The 19,863-nt window shown below is 29.5% G+C and carries 15 protein-coding genes, 4 tRNA genes and 1 pseudogene; 11 read left to right on the forward strand and 9 right to left on the reverse strand.

Annotated features, from left to right (window positions below; all coding sequences use genetic code 11):
- Nucleotides 1-56: 56 nt before the first annotated feature.
- Nucleotides 57-866, reverse strand: coding sequence for a bifunctional hydroxymethylpyrimidine kinase/phosphomethylpyrimidine kinase (gene thiD / locus EDL80_RS01045; RefSeq protein ID WP_158406364.1), 810 nt, complete (start codon nucleotides 864-866; stop codon nucleotides 57-59).
- Nucleotides 853-1,515: a DnaA ATPase domain-containing protein gene (locus tag EDL80_RS01050; RefSeq protein WP_158406365.1), complete on the reverse strand. Its 663-nt coding sequence runs from the start codon at nucleotides 1,513-1,515 to the stop codon at nucleotides 853-855. Before EDL80_RS01050 ends, thiD begins: the two co-directional genes overlap by 14 nt.
- A 1,500-nt stretch (nucleotides 1,516-3,015) precedes the next feature.
- On the opposite strand from EDL80_RS01050, the pseudogene EDL80_RS05040 reads away from it, so the two are divergent.
- Nucleotides 3,016-3,192 (forward strand): annotated as a pseudogene (locus EDL80_RS05040) (tRNA (adenosine(37)-N6)-dimethylallyltransferase MiaA); the annotation flags it as partial.
- Nucleotides 3,193-3,314: 122 nt separating this feature from the next.
- On the opposite strand, the gene EDL80_RS01060 reads toward EDL80_RS05040, so the two are convergent.
- The 3 genes from EDL80_RS01060 to rpsD all read right to left on the reverse strand — a co-directional run bounded on the left by EDL80_RS01060 (nucleotide 3,315) and on the right by rpsD (nucleotide 5,460).
- The gene (locus EDL80_RS01060; RefSeq protein ID WP_158406366.1) at nucleotides 3,315-4,436 is read right to left on the reverse strand and encodes an AI-2E family transporter; all 1,122 of its coding nucleotides are present in this window, start codon (nucleotides 4,434-4,436) and stop codon (nucleotides 3,315-3,317) included.
- Nucleotides 4,437-4,753: 317 nt separating this feature from the next.
- Nucleotides 4,754-4,839: transfer RNA gene (locus EDL80_RS01065), tRNA-Leu, on the reverse strand.
- A gap of 12 nt (nucleotides 4,840-4,851) precedes the next feature.
- A complete protein-coding gene (rpsD, locus tag EDL80_RS01070; protein WP_158406367.1) occupies nucleotides 4,852-5,460 on the reverse strand; it encodes a 30S ribosomal protein S4 in 609 nt (202 codons plus the stop codon).
- A gap of 1,052 nt (nucleotides 5,461-6,512) precedes the next feature.
- Here rpsD and iscX point away from each other — a divergent pair.
- Nucleotides 6,513-6,710, forward strand: a complete 198-nt coding sequence (iscX, locus tag EDL80_RS01075) for a Fe-S cluster assembly protein IscX (protein WP_196492743.1) — start codon at nucleotides 6,513-6,515, stop codon at nucleotides 6,708-6,710.
- Between the two features lie 58 nt (nucleotides 6,711-6,768).
- On the opposite strand, the gene EDL80_RS01080 is transcribed toward iscX, so the two are convergent.
- The 4 genes from EDL80_RS01080 to EDL80_RS01095 all read right to left on the reverse strand — a co-directional run bounded on the left by EDL80_RS01080 (nucleotide 6,769) and on the right by EDL80_RS01095 (nucleotide 9,556).
- Entirely contained in the window at nucleotides 6,769-7,935 is a 1,167-nt protein-coding gene (locus tag EDL80_RS01080) for a hypothetical protein (RefSeq protein WP_158406369.1), read from the reverse strand.
- A gap of 34 nt (nucleotides 7,936-7,969) precedes the next feature.
- Nucleotides 7,970-8,758 (reverse strand): GNAT family N-acetyltransferase, encoded by a 789-nt coding sequence (locus EDL80_RS01085; RefSeq protein WP_158406370.1) that lies wholly within the window; start codon nucleotides 8,756-8,758, stop codon nucleotides 7,970-7,972.
- Nucleotides 8,759-9,265, reverse strand: coding sequence for a phosphatidylglycerophosphatase A (locus EDL80_RS01090; protein ID WP_158406371.1), 507 nt, complete (start codon nucleotides 9,263-9,265; stop codon nucleotides 8,759-8,761).
- A gap of 120 nt (nucleotides 9,266-9,385) precedes the next feature.
- Complete coding sequence (locus EDL80_RS01095) at nucleotides 9,386-9,556, reverse strand: type IV secretion system protein VirB7 (protein WP_158406372.1); 171 nt, start codon at nucleotides 9,554-9,556, stop codon at nucleotides 9,386-9,388.
- A gap of 239 nt (nucleotides 9,557-9,795) precedes the next feature.
- Between EDL80_RS01095 and EDL80_RS01100 the strand changes: the two genes are divergently transcribed.
- The 9 genes from EDL80_RS01100 to EDL80_RS01140 all read left to right on the forward strand — a co-directional run bounded on the left by EDL80_RS01100 (nucleotide 9,796) and on the right by EDL80_RS01140 (nucleotide 19,728).
- Nucleotides 9,796-9,868: transfer RNA gene (locus tag EDL80_RS01100), tRNA-Lys, on the forward strand.
- 199 nt (nucleotides 9,869-10,067) lie between these two features.
- Nucleotides 10,068-10,151 (forward strand) — tRNA-Leu (locus tag EDL80_RS01105).
- Between the two features lie 28 nt (nucleotides 10,152-10,179).
- A complete protein-coding gene (tig, locus tag EDL80_RS01110; RefSeq protein WP_158406373.1) occupies nucleotides 10,180-11,517 on the forward strand; it encodes a trigger factor in 1,338 nt (445 codons plus the stop codon).
- 62 nt (nucleotides 11,518-11,579) lie between these two features.
- Entirely contained in the window at nucleotides 11,580-12,182 is a 603-nt protein-coding gene (gene clpP / locus EDL80_RS01115) for an ATP-dependent Clp endopeptidase proteolytic subunit ClpP (RefSeq protein ID WP_158406374.1), read from the forward strand.
- A 12-nt stretch (nucleotides 12,183-12,194) separates the two neighbouring features.
- On the forward strand, nucleotides 12,195-13,415 hold the full coding sequence (gene clpX, locus EDL80_RS01120) for an ATP-dependent Clp protease ATP-binding subunit ClpX (protein ID WP_158406375.1): 1,221 nt from the start codon (nucleotides 12,195-12,197) through the stop codon (nucleotides 13,413-13,415).
- Between the two features lie 9 nt (nucleotides 13,416-13,424).
- Nucleotides 13,425-15,830: an endopeptidase La gene (gene lon, locus EDL80_RS01125; protein ID WP_158406376.1), complete on the forward strand. Its 2,406-nt coding sequence runs from the start codon at nucleotides 13,425-13,427 to the stop codon at nucleotides 15,828-15,830.
- A 264-nt stretch (nucleotides 15,831-16,094) separates the two neighbouring features.
- Nucleotides 16,095-16,168, forward strand: a tRNA-Met gene (locus EDL80_RS01130).
- 1,451 nt (nucleotides 16,169-17,619) lie between these two features.
- A complete protein-coding gene (gene fmt, locus EDL80_RS01135; protein WP_158406377.1) occupies nucleotides 17,620-18,531 on the forward strand; it encodes a methionyl-tRNA formyltransferase in 912 nt (303 codons plus the stop codon).
- A gap of 378 nt (nucleotides 18,532-18,909) precedes the next feature.
- On the forward strand, nucleotides 18,910-19,728 hold the full coding sequence (locus tag EDL80_RS01140; RefSeq protein ID WP_158406378.1) for a rhodanese-related sulfurtransferase: 819 nt from the start codon (nucleotides 18,910-18,912) through the stop codon (nucleotides 19,726-19,728).
- Nucleotides 19,729-19,863 lie beyond the last annotated feature (135 nt).

Here is a 19,863-nt window from a genome sequence, read left to right on the forward strand (position 1 = left end):
ACTAATATAGCTAGTAATGAATGTAGGATGTGTATGTAATATGTCTATTAAAGTTATTATGGAAGTGAGTTGTGTATAGTATTATAGTTATGAAATACTGGATTATTGCCTTTCCCTATTTTTGGTATTATCCTTATGGTATTAAGAAGATACTTAATAGCCAGATCTATGCTATCTGGTATAGGGATTTTTTGTGATATAAAGCTTGCTATAGCTGAAGATAAAGTGCATCCTGTTCCATGTAGTTCATTTTGTGGTATTCTTTTGTGAGAAAAGTTGAATATTTCATTATCTTCTGTTAACAAAATATTATCTATAGTTTCGTGATTTAGGTGTCCACCTTTAATTAAAACGGATTTTGTACCAAGTAATTTAAGAATTTTGCTTGCTTTTTTCATGCAGTTTTTATTTGAGATTTTTGTATTAGTAAGAACTTCTGCTTCTAGTATATTTGGTGTAATTACGGTTGCTTGTGGAATTATGTATTCTATAAAATGAAGAACTGCACTATCGTTCATTAATTTAAAATTTGATGTTGATATCATTACTGGATCTACAATTATGGGAATATCTGATGGTAGTGATTTTGCTACTGCTGTTATTACTTCATGAGATTGTAGCATACCGATTTTTATTGCATCTATTGTCATATCAGATAATACAGCTTCTATTTGTCCTTTTATTATGTCTTGTGGTATATTGTGTACCTTATAAACTTGCATTGTGTTTTGAACAGTAACTGATGTAATGCAACTTGCAGCATAACATCCGAGAGATGATATTGTCTTAATATCTGCTTGAATACCTGCTCCGCCACCAGAATCGGATCCAGCTATAGTCAGTACTTTTCCTTTATATTGATTCATGTTTTCCTATTATAGATTTTACAAATGGGATGGTTACTCCATTGTTATAGTATGGTAATTCTCGGTATATGCATTTTACAATATTGCTTAGACTTTGGAAAGAACGTTCTGTATTATTAAGAATGTAGTTTATAACTTTGAGTTCTATATGCATTTGTTTGTCTACAAATAATTTTATTAGCATAATTTTTAGTAATTCTTCATCTGGATTTGCTAGTTTTGCATTCATGGTGTATAACATTCGAGATTTTAAATCCTTAATTTTATAGTTTAAAAATCTGGGGGCTATAGAAGAAGTCATCAGTAGTAGTTTTTTATTTTCTTTTATATAATTATAATAATGTAAAGCAGATAATTCGTTGCTTATATTCTCTATGTTTTCAATTATAAAAGCATTACTACTTGATATTACATTTTCTATATCTTTTTCTGTATTTATTAGATTGTGATCAATAAAAATAGCATTTTTAAGTTTTTGCCATATGTGTGCAAGATGGGTTTTTCCTGAACCTGATTTTCCGTATAGGATAAAGGAAGTCCACTGTTGGTTCATTAACATGTTATATGTTTCTTGATTTTTTTCTAGCAGTATATAGTCATGGTAGTTGTAGGAATAACTTTCCTCGAGATCAAATAGTGTTAGTTGCATGTATAAATTACCGTTTATGAGATTTATCCCTTGTATTATAAGTAATAATGAACAGTTTATAAATTAGCATATTATGTGTTTTTTGATTTTTCTCTAGAAGTATGTAGTCATGATAGTGATAGTGGGAACTTTCCTCAAAATCAAATAGTGTTATTAATTACGTGTGTTAATTATCGTTATAGGATTTATCTTTTGTATTATGGATAATGTGAACAGTTTATAAATTAGCATGTTATGTGTTTCTTGATTTTTTTCTAGCAGTGTATAGTCATGATAGTTATAGGAATAACTTTCCTCGAGATCAAATAGTGTTATTAATTACGTGTGTTAATTATCGTTATAGGATTTATCTTTTGTATTATGGGTAATGTGAACAGTTTATAAATTACCGTTTATGAGATTTATCCCTTGTATTATAAGTAATAATGAACAGTTTATAAATTAGCATGTTATGTGTTTCTTGATTTTTTTCTAGCAGTATGTAGTCATGATAGTAATAGTGGGAACTTTCCCCAAAATTAAATAGTGTTATTAATTACGTGTGTTAATTATCGTTATAGGATTTATCTTTTGTATTATGGATAATGTGAACAGTTTATCAGTTAAAATGTTTTTTAATAGAGTGGATTTTGTTGATTATATTTTTATTTTGTGTTTTTGAGAATTATTTGTGTGGATAGTTAAAGAATATATTCGTCAAATATGGAGTTGATAAAAATAAAAATATTACTTCGTATATCATTGTTATTGAATAGGCTGTATCTCAAAATTATTTATTATAATCTTGTATCATAGATTGAGTTTTATTGAATGTTCTTGTTATCTATAATTATAAAGTACCATTGTAGGGGTTATTTTGAAGTGATTTCGTAGGGTTAATATGTTTACATAGATATGATGTTCATTTTGATTATCTTAATATGATAATTTACCATTCATTGTAGTATGATTGGCCTATACTAGATAAGAAATGATATTTTTATGTATTTGTAAATTTTTTTCTTCTAAGATTTATTGCGTCTAAGTAATATTATGTGAATTTTTAGGAATGAATTTCGTAAAATTTGGTTATTCAGCTCTGTGTAGGTGTAGTTTCTGAATGTATAAGGATTATATTATTGTAGTATGTTTATAGAATTTACTTGTGTATTACATCAGTTTATAAAAATACAGTTTTCTAATATCTAGGGTTTTTTATATATTATGGTATTACTGTTCATTTTAAAAAGTCCTTTATTAGATTTATATTTGTTATTGCTACGAGACATAAAAGCTTCTAATTCAATTTATATATAATAAATAATACAAGTAATGCTACTGCAAAAGACAGTAATACTATTAAATCTTGTTCATTGATGTTATAATCAGTTCTTAGTAAGGAATTGAACACACTACATAATCTACAAGGCGTTATGCTTTTAAATAATTCACTATAAGTAATTATATACTTTATGTAGTAAGAGTAACATATTGGATTCCTTATATTATTATGGTTAATTCATCTCTTTAAATATACCAGAATATTTTCCTGCAATAAAAGCTCACAGTGTACCAAAAATTATTTAATATTTAACAAAAAAAAAAGTTAGTATTGCAGAAGTCATAGCAATAATACAAAAAAACACAAGACACTGTGCTAAACTCAATATACATGGTGCAAAAAATCAATTTCCTTAAGCACTATTTTATGAATCCTACAATCAAGTAGTTTACTGGGAGTACTAAATAAAAGGCTATACTTTTTTAAGGTATTAAGTAGTAAACGTATTTAATTATGTGGGTAAGATGTTATTGAATTTTTAATCAATGTTACTATAGAACTTGCTATTCATATACTGATTTACAATTGATTTGATAAATACACCTGCTATAGCAGTTATAGGAATTGATAATAATATGCCTATGAATCCAATTTGTGATCCACATATTATCATTCCAATAATTATCCAGATAGGATGTATGTCTATACGTTTTCCTATTAGGAATGGAGTGATAACATTTGACTCAACTGTTTGTCCAATGATAAACATTACAATTACTATGCAACATATTGTCCAATTATTGAATTGGAGCATTGTTATAACACAACTTAGTACTGCACAGAAAATTGGCCCTATATATGGGATAAAAGTCATCATACCGGAAATAAGTCCTATGATGAAGAAATATTTTAAATTTATCACGCAAAGACATATGGTGTAATATATAGCCATAATGAGACATACACTTAATTGACCCTTTATATATGCTGAAATTATGTGATCTATTTTTTCTGTATACTGCTTTATAGTGTTTTGATATTTTACAGGTATTAATGCTGTTGCTTGTTTTATGATAGATGGCCAGTTGGATAATATGTAAAATAAGAATATAAGAGTAATTAATATTGTAGAAACTATATAACTGATATTTATGCTAGAATTTATTGCTCCAAGAAATATAGTATCTATATTCTTTAACCCAGTACTAAAGATACTCAGTAAAGATTTCATATTGTCGTAATTTAATAAGCTTTCAAGTGATGATTCTGGTAATTTTATAGCTTTGACTATTTCTTCATATTCGCTAATGTTATATTTCTGTAGAAAAGGTGTTATGTTATTTTTGCTGATTACTGGTATTTTTTCTGCCAAAAACTTTACTAATGATAAAAGTTGTGAGTATGCGAGTGGAATTAATATAACCAGGCAAGCTATAATGATATATAGTACAGATGTTAAGATAATTAGGACAGATAGTTGTCTTGGTAGTTTAAGCTTTTCTAGTTTATTGACAAGTGGATTTAAAAGATAGGCAACTATCATGGCAGTGGAACACGGAACTAATACTGGTTCCATAATAAAACCTACTAGTAAAATTACAGCTATGGCTATACCATATGTTATATATTGATTAACTAACTTAGAAATGTGATCACTCATTGGCTTAATTGTTTACACTAACGGTAATGGTATATTATTTTGATGCATTATGCTAGCTATTATATAAAAAAATTTCACTCTTTGTGTGATCTTTAACTTGCGATTGTAATCAAATAATCTTAAATCATTCTGACACTGTATGTTATAGCAGGTATTTACATTACTTTATTGTAGATGGACATATTATATCAACTACTATTATACAAATCCCATACTTGCCATAAGGCCTATAAAATAACTAATGTACGGAAAAACAAATAACTCTCTAGCAAGTCAGGGAAAACATATATTATATAGTTAACTATACCTCTTAACTATGGTGCCCATGGGGAGAGTCGAACTCCCACAGCTATACAGCTAACGGATTTTAAGTCCGTCGCGTCTACCATTCCGCCACATGGGCGTATAACTAACTCTACCTAGAATAAAACTCGATGACTAAGTTGACTTCCATATTTGCTGGATATGGTATTTCACAATACTTAGGTACTCTTAGATATTTCACAGACTTTTCTTTTACATCAACTTCTAAGTAGTCAGGTACTTTTTGTTCTTGAGCGTCAATTGCTGCAAGTACTGCAGGAAGATTTGTTGCTTTTTCTCTAAGTTTAATAGTATCACCTGGTTTGACAGTATAGCTTGATATATTCACTACTTTTCCATTTACTAGTATATGTTTATGCGATATTAATTGTCTTGCACAAAAGATAGTTGGTACTAACCCAGAACTGTATAAAACACTTGATAGCATAGATTCTAATAACCCAACAAAATTATCACCAGTATCACCTTTTTTCTTGTAAGCTTTTAAAAATATGTTACGCATTTGCTTACTGCTGATAGCATAATAGCACTTAAATTTCTTATGTGCTCCGAACTGCTTACCAAAGTCAGATGGCTTTTTATAACCCATGCTACCATGCTGACCAGGAGGATAATTTCTTGTGTTAAATGGATCCTTAGATCTACCCCATAAGTTTACACCCAACCTACGACTTGCTCTATATTTTCTCTGTATTACCATACACCCTTTATTTAATAAAAAACCTAAAAATAGAATTAAAAGCACCTTGATGCTTTTAACAAATGCAAAACAAATATGCAGTTTAATAATACAAAACTACATGAGTTTTAGTATCATAACTTTATTAATACATGTCAATGTATTTTTATGCATTTATCCTAGGATGACTGTAGTAGTATGTTAGCAATCTAAAATTGGGTTAGTAAAGGTAATATTTTGGTATGTTATGTGTCTAAATTAATAGGATATATTGTAATTTGTAAGTGAGTTTTTGTTGAAAAATATATAATATTGATGTTATTCTTATATACACTAAAAATTTCTTCTCTGTCGGGTAGGATTAAAGCTATGTGTTTAGTAGAGTTTTGGTAAATTGTTTGAACTGTTAATAGACTTGTTTTTAAGAACTACTGGTATTTTTAATATTAACTTATTATAAAACTTTCAAAGTAAAATGTAAAATGAATGTAATAGGTAGTTTGTTTAGTAGTGTGAAAAATATTTATTGAATTGAAAGTGTTTAATAAAAAGATATTTATTCATTTAAAGTGATAGTGTACTTCCAGAGTATTGTACTCAAGAAATGGCGGGTCAAATGGTAGTAAAAAGAATTAAAATTACAAGAAGATATACTTGTAAATGTACTATTTTTCACTGCATTAAACCCTATGTGAATTTTATAAAATGATAGAATTTAAAATATTAGGTATTTTATCTTGATGTACATCCTTTAATTACAAAATTGGTTATAAATAGCGTATTGTCTACTTGTTGTAATATTTGGCTTTAAGTTATTTATCAGTGCTTATTTAATTGGGTTAATAATTTATTCTAAGAATCACTGTTTAGTATGTAGTTGTAGTAAGTGTTGTTAAACTATATGATAAATTTAATGTTTAAGAATTACTGATTATAATAAAAGATGTATTATTATGTGTTTAAAATATCTTAATTACAGGCTTGAGGAATTTATAATGTTTTGTGTGCATTTTAGTGTATATGCTTTAATATGTATATTGAATTTTTTTGAATTAATATAAATGGGTTTTGTTATGAAATGGACTGATATTGAAAGTATAGCTATTTCTTTAGAAGAAAATTATCCAGCACAAGATATATTTTATACTAGATTTACAGACTTGCGGTTAATGGTGTTAAAACTACCTGGGTTTAATGATGATGATCGTGGGTGTAATGAAAAAATCCTTGAGTCAATACAATTAGCTTGGAATGAAGAACGTAATAAATAATGTGTTCGCTATCGTTATTGTTTGATACTGTATGGTTATGTGTTGATTATTTGAAGCTTTAGTCAGAGTTTTCTGTGTGAAATATTTGATTGTATATAAATGTTAATTCTTGTTTAAAATTTGGAATTACTATGACTTTTATAGTAGTCTTGTTTTTTAAAACCATTGTTCCATGATATGGTTCTGTTATTTGTTTAAAGATTTCGTATTGTTGTTGTTTTATAAACTCAAATTTCTCCTTATCTAGAAGATTCCTTTCTTTGTATATTTTATGAAAAATGCTGAGATAATTTGGGTGAGTGTCTAACCATGAAGGACTTAAGTGCCAAAATTTTGTGAACATTTCATTATAAAATATAATAGAGCTATCTCTGTTATAAATAGCTACTGGATTAGGTAAATTATTAAGTAAGTTTTTCTGTAATGTGGTATAATTTTTTAATTCTTGGGTGAAGTAACTAATACGTGTTATGTCTTCTCCATATCCAATAAATTCTGTGGAATTTTTTATAGGCACTTCTACCATATTATATAATCTTCTTTCATTGTTGATTATAGCATACTGTACTTTTTGGCTGATTTTGTTATTTCTTACGTTAGGCTTTTCGTTTTGCTTGATTTCTGAGTTAATGTTATTTTTTATAAATTCTGTGTAAAATGAGTTATGTGCCTTGATTTTAAAATCCTTATCTTTTTTCCATAGAGGATATGGTAAATTGTTTAGCATGTCTGTGTAGTTTAGTAAGTTTTCTTTCAATTTTGTATTCTCATATTCTAGGCTGACTATTGATAATTTATAATTTGTTATGTTCTGTACCCAAAGTAATACGCCAATTATTTGCCCATTATTGTCAACTATGCTTTGTCCATAACACGAACAATAGATTTCTGTTTCTTGTCCTTTAAGGTTCATAGTGAAGGATTTATTGACTTTTTTTGCTTCTGTGAACTCCTTCTGTAATTCTTGCGATTCTTCAAAAAAATCAGCAAATTCATCAAAAGAGTAAAAAATTGTATTTAATAAGATTTGTAAATTGCTAGAAAATTTTTCAATACGTCTCTTTTCATCCCATAAGTAAAACCCATCTCCTAATGTTGAGAGTAGGCTATTGATAAGGTTGTTATTATGTTTTAAAGCACATATGTCAATATGTGCTTGGTAGTATGCGTTAATTAACAATCCTAAAACAAATATTAGCAAAAAAATAGTTATATAAATAAACATAATACGTTATTGTTAGTATAATTTTAGTTAATCTTTAAACTAAGGATGTGTATAAAGATAAACTACCTAGCATTTTAAATCCTAATCTTTTATAAAGATTCACAGAGGGTTTCATACATTGAGCAATAGCATATTTACAGGCATATTGTTTTTTTGCAATTTTAATTCTTTCTATTACCATTTGACTTGCTATTCCTTGATTACGATACCCTGGAAGTACACCATCACTATAAAAACCGACAACTTTATTTTGCACATACATGCCACATATACCTACTTTGACATTATTGTATTTTACTAAGAAAAATTTAAGTGGAGAGTTGCTTATATCATCATTATTAGCCAATCCTCTAAGGAAAGTTGCAATTTCTCCAGGAGAACTGTGAAATATGTGTAGTGCTATATTATCTAATTCAAGTAATTTTGCTTGATTATCTACGACATTTAATGTGATTCCTAAGTTTTGTGTGTTTGGTATGATGTAGTTTTCTATGTTTGCAACAGCTTTTTTAGGGAAACTAACACTTACTAATCCTAGCCTTTCAAGTGTTGACTTGAGTTTTTTCATATGTGAATCTACTGCCCATGTTATTTCTATATTTCTTTTTTTTAAAAACTCTAAGGCTTCTATTACGGCTGCTTCATTACAATGACTTGTTTTTGTATCATGGAAAGCAAAGTTTAGTAATGAAGTGTGTTGCTCATTGATAATTAATGTGATGTCTTGAAAGTGATGGGCCTCTAACTTTGATATTTGCATTACATATGTAAAATAGTTTTTTAAGTTATCCATTACTAAAGAAGAAATGTGAGTATTTTCCACCTAAGTACCTATTTGAGTAATAATGAATATAGTGCATACAGAAGACATAATACCTGCAAGCATATCATCTAATATTATACCAGAAGTACCAGGTATACGCTCAATAGCATTTATGGGCCATATTTTTACTATATCAAATGCTCTAAAAAATATGAAACTAAAGGTGAACATGCTCAAATAATGTAATATGTATGAAATGTCAAATGTTTCAGGCATATAATTATAATGCCTAAAAAAAATAACGGGAATACTAAACGCTATAAGCTGTCCTATGACTTCGTCAATAACAACTTCTTTTGGGTCAATCACACCTGGATAATCGAGTAAATATCTTGAAGTTGTAATAAACCCTATAATTAACACTAGTATTAGTAATAACATACCAATTAAAGTATTAAAAATTATAGCTGGAGTAAGTAATATTGTGGCTAAACTAGCAATAGTTCCAGGAGCCTTACTTATATTACCGCAACCAAACCACGTGGCTATTATTGTATGTACTTGCACATTACCTCCACATAAACAAAATCACCTCGTTTTGTGATTATGGCTAATAAAGTGCATAATAACTGATATATTAAATTATCAACTCACTATTATTATAACCATGTGAATACTAAATAAAATTTACTTATGTTTTAACCAATAGTCATTTACATTATATTTATAACAAGGAGTAGTATTACCCATTGAATTGATACAAGGACTTCTAATCCTACGTTCTCTTTTTGAAAACATAGAACATCCAGACATAGCACACATTAACATTATAAAAAATAGTACTTTTAGTAATTTCATGTAATACTCCTAATAGTTATAGTGTAAACCACATATTATGGTGCTACTAACCTAGCATCCTGTATTGTATGATTGATAATGTCAGCAGTCAAGACTACTATCTTAAAAAAATATTAAATATACTCTAATTTTTTATGTAGTTAGGACATATTTATAATTTATAAGCAGTAAATAATAATAATTATACTGGATTTGGATTTGACAACTAATTAATACAGGGTTACTCTGTGTTTGTGTAAAGTCCCGTAGCTCAGTTGGTAGAGCAACTGACTCTTAATCAGTGTGTCGTGTGTTCGAATCACATCGGGACTACTTCGTTTACAAGCTACTGAAGTATTGGGAGAAATTCTGTTTTTATGAATTATAAGTTTAGGTGATGTTGTTTAATCTATAAACAATGCTTTCTTATGTATATATAATTTTATTAAATAATAAAGCCTTGAGTATTATACCATTAATACCTATAATTATAGTTTAGTTGTTTTTTTGGTTATTATTACAGTGGTTTTAGGCGGATATGGCGGAAATTGGTAGACGTACTAGGTTTAGGTCCTAGCGAGGTAACTCATTGGGGGTTCAAGTCCCTCTATCCGCACTTTAGTGATCGTACAGGGTATAGTGATATGCTGAATAATTATGTAGTAAAAGAAATTTTAAGTGATAAGTTGAAACGGGAATATGAATTCGTGATTGACAACGAATATTTTTTTAATCAATTAGATACTAAATTGTCAGAAATTGCCAAAAATGTAAAAATTCCTGGTTTTAGAGCTGGAAAAGTTTCAGTTGATTTAATCAAAAAAGAATACCTGAATGATGCTGTAAGTAGCTTAATTAGAAAAATTATTGAAAATACATCTTCTGATTTTATAAAAAATGGTAAGTTTGGAGAAATAATATCGTCAAATATTTCTGTTATCTCCTGTCCTGACTGTGGGGTGGATGCGGATAATAAAAGTAATAATATGGGCAAGGATAGTTTAGTGTATAAGCTTAGTTTTGAAGTTATGCCAGAGGCTCCACTGTTAGTTCTTGATGATATAGTCTTAAGTGATATTGAAGTAAATATTCAGGATTCTGATATTGATGAGTTTATAGAGGATTTAAAAAAGCAATGTTCTGATTTTGTTGAAGTGTCTGATTTAGGGTATGAAATTCAAAATGGTGATAAGGTAGTTGTTGATTATCAAAATAAAATCAGGGGTAAGATGTTAAAGGGTGGTGATATTAAGGATCTTACTGTAGTGATAGGAAGTGGGGCAGTTTTAAAAGATTTTGAAGATCAATTGATAGGCATGAAAATTGGAGAAACAAAAAATTTCCCTATTAGGTTTCCGGACAATTATGCAGTTATGCATCTTGCTGGTAAGAACGCAGATGTGTCAGTGACTGTAAAAAGTATATTTATGGCTAAAGCTGTTGAAGATAATGAAAGTGTTGTTAAATATTATAATTTTACAAATGAAGAAGCGCTGAAGGATTTTGCTAAGAATAAAATAAAACAACAATGTGATAAAATAAGTTTTGCTGTAGTTAAAAAGGAATTATTTGACTATATGGATAAGACTTATTCTATAGATGTTCCAGAATGTGTTGTAAATCAAGAAATTGAAAAGATTAATCAAGAAATACAGGATAATCCTGAGAAAGAACAAATTGATGTAACAGCTGAAGCAGTAAGACGTGTAAAACTTGGTATTCTATTGGTAAAAATGTCGCGTCATAATAGTATTTCTGTAAATAAAGATGATATTTTAAGTTTTATCAACACTTATTATTCTGATTATGGAATAAGCCTAAATGCTGTATTAAAAATGCTACGATCTAATAAAGATTTTGCGAATTATATTAGTGGGAAAGTACTTGAAGATAAGGTTATTAATTATATAATAAGGTTAGTCAAAAAAGATAAGAAAGTTATGACTACTCAAGAGCTTGACCTTGTGCTTGAGAATATGTGATAAGTAGTATTAATTGACATGATGTTTATTATAAATTGTGGTGTGAGTAAGGAGAAATCTATATGACTTTAGTCCCTATGGTGGTTGAGCAAACTAGTCGCGGTGAGCGTGCTTATGATATATATTCTCGGTTGCTAAAAGAACGTATAATTTTTATCACTGGACCAATAGAAGACCAAATGGCAAGCTTAGTAGTTGCTCAACTTATATTTTTAGAAGCAGAGAATCCAGAAAAGGATATCGCTATGTATATTAACTCTCCAGGAGGTGTTGTTACTGCTGGTTTATCTATATATGATACTATGCAATATATTAAACCAAGAATTGCTACATTGTGCTTAGGGCAGGCAGCTTCTATGGGTTCATTATTGTTAGCTGGTGGTGAAAAAGGATTACGTTGTGCCCTTCCTAATTCGAGAATCATGATACATCAACCTTCCGGTGGTTTTCAAGGACAAGCAACTGATATAGAAATACACGCTAAAGAAATATTAAATATAAAAAGCAGGCTCAATGATATATACGTCAAACATACAGGTAGAGCATTGTCAGAAATTGTAGAGAATATGGAAAGAGATAATTTTATGTGTGCTGAAAGAGCTCAAGATTTTGGTATTATTGATAGGATTATAGAAAAGCGTCTTGATATTGAGATAAATAATTAGGATTGGATAAATATGGCAGATAGTGATAAAAATTCTTGCAGTTGTTCTTTCTGTGGCAAGATCCATAGTGAAGTCCGTAAATTAATTGCTGGGCCATCAGTTTTTATTTGTAATGAGTGTATAGATTTATGTAGTGGTATACTACAGGAAGAAAGTAGCTCCTATAAGAAGGGTGATGCTCTTGATTTAAAACCTAGGGAGATCAAAAAAGTTCTTGATGAATATGTAATAGGTCAAGAACACTCAAAAAAGGTATTATCAGTTGCTGTATATAATCATTATAAGCGTTTATCGAATTCTGGTGTTATTAGTGATGTTGAAATTTCAAAATCTAATGTTTTATTAATTGGGCCTACTGGATCAGGTAAGACATTACTAGCTCGTACTTTAGCTAGAGTATTGCAGGTTCCTTTTGCTATGGCTGATGCTACTACTTTAACAGAGGCTGGATATGTTGGAGAAGATGTAGAAAGCATATTGTTAAAATTGTTGCAAGCAGCAAATTTTAATGTAGATGCTGCGCAGCGTGGCATTATTTATATTGATGAAGTAGATAAAATATCTAGGAAATCTGAGAATGCGTCTATTACTCGTGATGTGTCTGGTGAGGGTGTACAACAAGCTTTATTGAAAGTAATTGAAGGTACAGTTTCTTCTGTTCCTCCTCAAGGTGGGAGAAAACATCCGCATCAAGAATTTATACAGATAAATACTGATAATATTTTATTTATATTTGGTGGAGCATTTGATGGTTTAGAAAAGATTATAGAATCTCGTCATAGGGGTAGTAATATGGGTTTTGAGGCTAATGTACAAAAGGCTTCAAAAGATAAAGATATTTTCTGCTATACTGAACCTGAAGATCTAGTTAAATTTGGTCTAATTCCAGAGTTTGTTGGTAGGATACCTGTTATTACATCTTTAGGTGAATTAGATGAAACTACTTTATGTCGTATTTTAGTTGAACCAAAGAATTCTTTAGTAAAGCAATACAAGAAACTTTTTGAAATGGATAATATAAATCTTGAATTTGATGATAGTGCATTATCAGAGATTGCAAGAAAAGCGGCTATCAGAAAAGCTGGAGCTAGAGGATTAAGAGCAATTTTAGAAAACTTATTACTTGATTTAATGTTTGATACTCCGGGAGCTTCTAATATTGATCAGATAGTAGTTAGTAAGCAGATGGTTGAAGAGTCGATGGTAAATTCGCGATTGTTTTTGAAGCATTGAGGGTATTATATGAAAAATAAAACTTTGCTACCAGTACTCACTTTACGTGATACTATAGTGTTTCCTCAAGTAGTTATACCGTTGTTTGTTGGGAGAGAAAAATCAATTAATGCACTAGAATATGCTGCCCAGAATAATAATTACAAAATTTTATTATTAACTCAGATAGATGGTTCTGTTGATAATCCTACTACTGATGATTTATATAGAGTAGGTACAGTGGCAGATATTGTGCAATTATTGAAGCTTCCCGATGGGGCTGTAAAGATCCTGATTAAAGGAGAAAGTAGAGCTAAAGTAGTAAAGCTTATTGATGATCAAATGTTCTTTAAGGCTCAGGTATCAATTATTTGTAAGGATGCAGCTTTGGTTGTTGATGATAAGCTTGAGGCTTTAAAAAGGTCTGTCATCAGTGAATTTGATGCTTGGAATAAATTAAGTAAAAAAATACAGGCAGAAGCTGCATCATCTATTTACGATATGAAAGAGTTAAGTAGCTTAGCAGATATTATAGCATCACATTTAGGTATTAAGGTTTCAGAAAAGCAACTAATACTTGAAACTTTCAACATTGTTAAAAGATTAGAGAAGGTGTATGATTTCTTAAAATTAGAAATAAGTGTATTAAATGCGCAGAAGAAAATTCGTAACCGTGTGAAATCTCAAATTGAGACAACTCAGAGAGTTTATTATTTAAATGAACAACTAAAAGCTATACAAAAAGAATTGGAAGAGAGTGATGGGAGTACTGCTGATATAGATTCTGCTACTGAATTTGAGAAGAAAATAAATGCAACTGCTTTATCTGATGAAGCTAAAGACCGTCTTATGACTGATTTAAAGAGATATAAGAAAATGAATTTTATGTCTCCGGAAGCCAACATAATATCTAGTTATCTTCATTGGGTTCTTGATCTTCCATGGGGGAAATATTCGGATGCAAAGATTAATATGGCTAATTCTCTTAAAATTCTGGATAATAATCATTATGGTATGCATAAGATTAAAGAAAGGATTTTGGAATTTTTAGCTGTTTTAAAACGTATTAAGAAACCTAAAGGTCCTATATTATGTTTAGTTGGGCCTCCTGGTGTGGGTAAAACTTCGCTAGCTAGGTCAATTGCTGAAGCTACAGGTCGGAATTTTGTACATGTTTCTTTAGGTGGTATACATGATGAATCAGAAATAAGGGGACATCGTAGAACTTATGTTGGTGCTATGCCTGGTAAGATAATTAAGCAAATGAAAAAGGCGAAGACATCTAATCCTTTGTTCCTTTTAGATGAAATAGACAAGATAGGTTCAGATTTTCGTGGTGATCCTACTGCTGCATTGCTTGAAGTTTTAGATTCAGAACACAATAAGCATTTTGTAGATCATTATATAGAGGTAGAATTTGATCTTTCAAATGTTATGTTTATTGCAACAGCTAATACTTTAAATTTAAGTAAACCATTAATTGATCGAATGGAAATAATAAATATATCTGGATATACAGAAGATGAAAAATTAGAAATAGCGAGAGCACATTTGATTCCAAAATTATATAAGGATCATGGTCTACAAGAAAAAGAGTGGAGTATTTCTGACGAGGCAATATATCATTTGATAAGGTTTTATACTAGAGAGAGTGGTGTTCGTAGTTTTAAAAGAGAACTTGCAAGTTTGATGAGGAAAGCAGTTAAAGAAGTCTTAGTTGATAAGGTTAAAAGTATCCATGTTGATATGGATAACATTGAGAAGTATGCAGGTGTACGTAAGTTTAGTTTTGGTATAATTGAGAAGGAAGACTTAGTTGGTATGGTTACAGGATTAGCTTATACTGATACTGGAGGAGACATTTTAACCATAGAATCAGTGTTGATGCCTGGAAAGGGAGAGGTAAAATACACTGGAAAATTAGGTGAAATAATGCAGGAATCTGTTAAAGCTGCGTATAGTTATATACGTTCTAGATGTGCAAATTTTGGTATTAGTCCTAAGAGGTTTATGGAAAATGATATACATGTGCATGTACCAGAAGGTGCAGTACCAAAAGATGGGCCATCTGCTGGGATAGCTATGTGTACTTCGATTGTATCATTGATGACTAATATACCCGTGAAGAAAACTGTTGCTATGACTGGAGAAGTGACATTAAGAGGTAGGGTTCTTGCTATTGGTGGTTTGCGTGAGAAATTATTAGCTGCGTTACGTAGTGGTATAAAAACTGTCATACTACCTTCTAGAAATGAGAAAGATATTGTGGAAATTCCAGATAATATTAAATCAGGGCTGGAATTAATTTTTGTTTCTAATGTTGATGAAGTAATTAGTGCAGCGTTAACTCGCCAAATTGTAGATATGATAAAACAGGACCATATTGTAACACAAGATATTGTAGAAGTTGATGACCTTGATGCAGTTCAGCATTAAGTTTGATTTGTTCTTGGTATGTATTACTATATTTATGTCAGGTCCATATATGTAGTGATAGTGGTAGTTCAGCTGTTTAGGTCTATGTAGGTTCTATTATGTGTTATTAGGTGTTGAGAATGTTATTTACAATATAGTATGTGATATAAATAGTTGTGTGGCTTTGATTGATATTCTTTGATAGTATAAATTGCGATTAACTTTTTATTGTAAATTGCTGTTATGTATGATACATAATATGCCTATGGTATGATAACTTTTTATGGGGCTGTAGCTCAGTTGGTTAGAGCAGGTCGCTCATAACGACAAGGTCGTAGGTTCAAGTCCTACCCGCCCCACTCTTATCTTGTATAGTGTTGATAAAGGTGACGTTACATGTAAGTTAATTAGTAATGGTTAAGTTAATATTGGCTGATGTAAAATATCAGATGTGTAGTTGTGTAATGTTGTTGTTTTAAAAATGATATGTTTGCTATAAGTTTTAACATGAAGAATGTAAGTAGGATATGAGTACATATGGTTAGTGTTATTTATTGTATATCTTGTTATTGATTAGCATTTGTATCAGCATACTTAGCGTATTAAAATATATAAATAACTAAACATTGTATCTTCGTGCAGTTATTTAAGGTATTATTATTCAGTATTAGTATAGAGTTGAGGTAGTGTACTTTACCGTATAAGTGGTAGTTTACATACTGTATTTAATGACTGGCGAGTACTATGTAGTGTGTAATATCAAATTCAGTATTATGTGTGTTAAAAGCACATTAAATATTGAAACGTGTTATGTTAATCAATTTTGAGAGATGAAGTTGTATTCTTGTTGTTTTTTTAAGACACAGTAAATTACAGGTTTTTGTATTGAGTATATATAATAGATTTGTTGACTTACAATATATGTGATCTAATACATTCAGGTTGTTCGTAAACTTAGTATTTATTCTCTATAAATATTAGAGGCATAATATTTATGAGTAGAATTAAGAGTATTTTTTGATATTGTGTGGAATACTATTTGGATTAAAAGCATATATGTTTTAAATATTTGAAACATATTATGTTAATCAATTTTTGAAATATGGGTTATGTGTTCCTGTGGTTTCTCTAAGAAACATTAAATGTACTAAGTGTATATCATAAATTCATTAATATACGATATGTGTGATCTGTAATGCATTTTGGTTATTATGTAAGTTGAGTGTTTATTTTCTATAAATATTAGAGGCATAATATTTATGAATAGGGTTAAGAGTATTTTTTGATGTTGTGTGGAATACTATTTGGATTAAAAGCATATATGTTTTAAATATTTGAAACATATTATGTTAATCAATTTTTGAAATATGGGTTATGTGTTCCTGTGATTTCTCCAAGAAACATTAAATTACAGGGTGTGTATTAAGTGTATATCATAAATTCATTAATATACGATATGTGTGATCTATAATGCATTTTGGTTGTTATGTAAGTTGAGTGTTTATTCTCTATAAATATTAGAGGCATAATATTTATGAATAGGGTTAAGAGTATTTTTTGATGTTGTGTGGAATACTATTTGGATTAGAAGCATATATGTTTTAAATATTTGAAACATATTATATTTATCAATTTTGGAAGTATAAATCCTAAAGTACATAATAACATAACATAGTATGTTTAAATTGTATATATTCGATTTACTTATTTAAGTTTTTTATTAAGTCTATCACTGTGTAAAGTATCATGCTTGCTTTATTTGATAGATTTGATATACATTGCTTATATGTAACTGAGGTATTTCGTTATTATGAAAATAATATTTATGGGGTCTCCAGAGTTTTCTGTAACTGTACTCTCATGTATTCTAGATGATACGAAGCATGAAATAATTGCTGTTTATACGAGAATACCTAAACCTGCTGGTAGAGGTAAAGTACTTACTAAAACTCCTGTTCATAATGTTGCTGAAGTTAATGGTCTAACAGTTTATACTCCGAAATCTTTAAAGAGTAGTGATGAGCAAGATAGGATTAGAGAGTTAAATCCTGATGTGATTGTTGTAGTTGCGTATGGGTTAATTATACCAAAAGAGGTGTTATGTACGCCAAAGTATGGATGTATAAATATCCATCCTTCACTATTGCCACGATGGCGTGGGGCTGCTCCGATACATTATGCAATTCTACACGGCGATAATCAGACTGGAGTAACAATCATGCAGATGAATGAAGGTTGGGATGAAGGTGATATTCTCTTACAAAAAAAGCTCCCAATAGATGAACAAGATAATATTGAAACTCTAAGTAATAAGTTATCTAATTTAGGTGGAGAAATGTTGCTAGAGGTTTTGAATAATATTGATAATTTAGTTCCTACTGTACAAGATGGAAATGATGCGACCTATACAAATAAAATAGAGGATTTTCATATAGATATTAATGAAACAGCTGAGGTTGCATGTAGACGAATTAGAGCTTTATATCCTAGAGCATTTATATTTTTGAATGGTAAAAGATTAAGGATATTGAAAGCGGGTTATTATTTTGATGATAATGTGAAAAATGTAGCATCTAGTAGGATTATTAATTCTGAAATGCATATAAAATGTAAAGATAATACCATATTAGTTCCCCTTATAGTACAGATGGAAGGTAAAACTGTGTGTAGTATTGAAAATTTTATCTGTGGTTATAATGTTAAAGGATATTCAATTACTTAATAGCTAAGAAAGTGTATTAATTACTTGAAGATTTTGGGATAGTGTAATCGTGAGATACATAACTTTATATGTCTGAATTTTTATAATGCAGGTATATAATGAAACTTGATATAGTGTAAGATTTTTATTCATATCTAGTCATGATAATAAAACATTTTATTATTTGTAGAAAATATTTGGTTAATATAAGTATTCTTGAGGTATTATGGGGAATATTTATAATTTTGTGTATTGTTTTGCTTATTAGCATGTAAAAAATATGGTGTGCTTTTTGATCTTAGGTTATGTTATTTTATGTAAGTCGAGAAACTGTGCTTAATTGACAGTCTTGCTTTTATAAAATATATTAAAAACATTAGAAAGAAAGAGAAATCCAATATGGGGTATGTTGTTTCAACTTTTTATCGTTTTGTATATTTATCTAATTATTATGATATTCAACCTGTATTAAAGGAGTTTTGTGTACGGCATGATATCAAGGGTACTATAATTTTAGCTGAGCAAGGTATTAATGCTACAATAGCTGGGAGTCAAGATTCTTTGGATAAATTTTTTTCTTTCCTAGATTTAGATGATAGATTAAGTAATTTACAATATCATAAAAGTTTTGCTGTATGTAACCCATTTTCTAAAATGAAAGTAAAATTAAGGAAAGAATTGGTATGTTTAGGTATTGAGGATTTTGATAATACTATATGTGGTGAATATATCAATCCGGAAGATTGGGATGATTTTATTTCTAGGTCTGATGTATATACTATAGATACTAGGAATGGTTATGAAATTAATTTTGGAAAGTTCAAAAATGCAATAGATCCAAAAACAAGTTGTTTCCGTGATTTTCCAGATTGGGCTATATCTTGGGCAGAAAATAAGGTTAGTGATGATCCTATTATCGCTATGTATTGTACTGGTGGTATAAGATGTGAAAAATCTACAGCCTTTATGAAAGACTTAGGATTTAATAGGGTATACCATTTGAAAGGGGGAATTCTAGAATATTTTAAAAGTACTGGTAATATAAATAATCTATGGGAAGGTTACTGTTTTACTTTTGATGACAGAATCATAGTTGATGATAAGTTAGTTCCTGGTGATGTTAAATGTATATCGTGTTATGTGAGTGTTACACCAGAGGAAATGAAGTCAGTATCTCGAGGGCATGTATTGTGTTCTGATTGTAAAAGTAATGTATAGTATTTTTTGATTATTTGTTGGTTGTGTTTTTAAAGTGTTTTAAGAGTTATTCTTCTTTAGAACTGGTAAGGCTGCTATTATAATTCTAAGTTATTTAACTATGCTAAATTGTCTAGTAAGATAAATGTTAAATTC

The organism is Ehrlichia ruminantium (genome assembly GCF_009728835.1).
Classification (GTDB): domain Bacteria; phylum Pseudomonadota; class Alphaproteobacteria; order Rickettsiales; family Anaplasmataceae; genus Ehrlichia; species Ehrlichia ruminantium_B.